General features: G+C 36.8%; 1 protein-coding gene. It reads left to right on the plus strand.

The window, feature by feature from the left end:
* Positions 1–107 precede the first annotated feature (107 nt).
* Positions 108–1,730 (plus strand): reverse transcriptase domain-containing protein, encoded by a 1,623-nt coding sequence (locus OC705_RS02475; protein WP_304514063.1) that lies wholly within the window; start codon positions 108–110, stop codon positions 1,728–1,730.
* The last annotated feature ends 139 nt before the right edge of the window (positions 1,731–1,869 follow it).

Here is a 1,869-nt window from a genome sequence, read left to right on the forward strand (position 1 = left end):
TGTGTCAACAACGGTTTCACCAGAAACTAAACTTTTCACGAACATCGAATAGAATTCAATATTGTTCATCAAATGGCTACTCTCTGAAAAGAGAACTCCAGCAGGGAATGAATAACTTTTATAACACGTTAACAGCATTTAATAAAATCGCGGCTAACAAAGGGGCGGGTACACTACGCATCGACAATAAAACCATCGATGGCATTAATCTGGAAAGATTAAAAAGATACCATCTAGAATACGTCAATAATGGTTGCCACCCAAAACCAGTTAAAAGAATCTTCATTCCTAAAGATAATAAAAAAACCAGACCCTTAGGCATACCGACCATCAAGGATAGATTGATGCAAAAATGCCTGGAACAACTTTTAACTCCCTATTTCGAAAATATCTTCTCAGAATGGAGTTTTGGATTTAGAACCAAAAAATCATGTCATGATGCTATCAAACGTGTCAAACAAAGATTTCTAGGAATTGATTACCTTGTCCAAATTGACTTAAAAGGTTACTTTGATGCCATCAATCATGAGATTCTGATGAGAATCTTGAATCAGTTCATCAAAAAGAATAAAACGCTCGCAACCATTAGCAAATGGTTGAAAGCCGGTTTCATGAAGGATGACATCAAATACGAATCTTTATCGGGGTCTCCTCAAGGAGGAATAATTTCTCCTTTGCTAGCAAATGTATATTTACACCACATTGACCTGAAAATGGAGAGACTGATTAAGGAAGGGAAACCAATTAAGAAAAGTAACCCAGAATATTGGAAGGCATGGAAAACACACCAGCATCGTAATCTGGGGGTGGACAGAAACATCAACCTAAATCCAAAACCAAGAGTTGAATACATCCGTTATGCTGATGATTTCATCATTGGTATTAAAGGCGAATATAACCAGGCGGAAATAATCAAAGACCAAGTAACACAATGGCTAAAGCAAGATCTGAACCTTACTGTTAGTAAGGATAAGTCCAAAATTGTTAAAGCCAGTAAAGGAACGAGGTTTCTATCCTACATGATAAAAGTTAACCCTACCAATAAAACCCGGGAGAGGAAAACCACAAAGAATTCCTTGAACGGTCAAGTGCAAATCCAAATTCCCAAGGCGAAAGCCAAAGAATATGGATATGAATATAATTGGTTAAAAAAGGGAAAGGTGAAACACGATGAAACATTAGCAGAAAGAGACGAATTAGAAATAATCGGGACCTATCAAACAATCGTTAGAGGAATTATCCAATACTTTTGTTGGGCTAACAATCTAAGTGTTTTGACTCACTTAAGTTATCTAGCTGAATACAGCTGTTTGAAAACACTGGCAAGGGAACGGAAAACGTCAATTGCCAAAGTTCGAAAGAAAGGTAAAATTGGTTCAACTTGGGGGATTTCTTATCTTAATAAAAGGGAAACCCAATACGAACCATGGAATGTTTACTCTTGGGACAAAATTAAAAAAATGCGTAACTATAAGGGAAACCCGGACATTACCATAAATAGATTTATATTCCAAGGTCGTACCCATCTAACTGACCGTCTAAAAGCGGAACATTGTGAGAATTGCGACAAAACAACCCAACTTCAAATTCATCACATTGGGACAATTCGCAATGCGCATTACCAAAGTATCATGAATAAAAGAACAAAGGTATTGTGTAAAGATTGTCATCGGAAGATAACCAATCAACAAATACAGGATATTAGAAACAAGAACGATAAGAACAAATAGCTAATTAACCGTGAGGAGAAATTAGTTCTCGAAAGAGAGTAAATTATGGAAAGCCGGATGCTGGGAAACTTGCTTGTCCGGTTTGGACGGGGGCTGATTGTAAATAAAACAGCAAAGATAAATCGCTGAATAAAACGCA

Source organism: Candidatus Phytoplasma fabacearum, from assembly GCF_030586805.1.
GTDB lineage: Bacteria > Bacillota_I > Bacilli_A > Acholeplasmatales > Acholeplasmataceae > Phytoplasma > Phytoplasma fabacearum.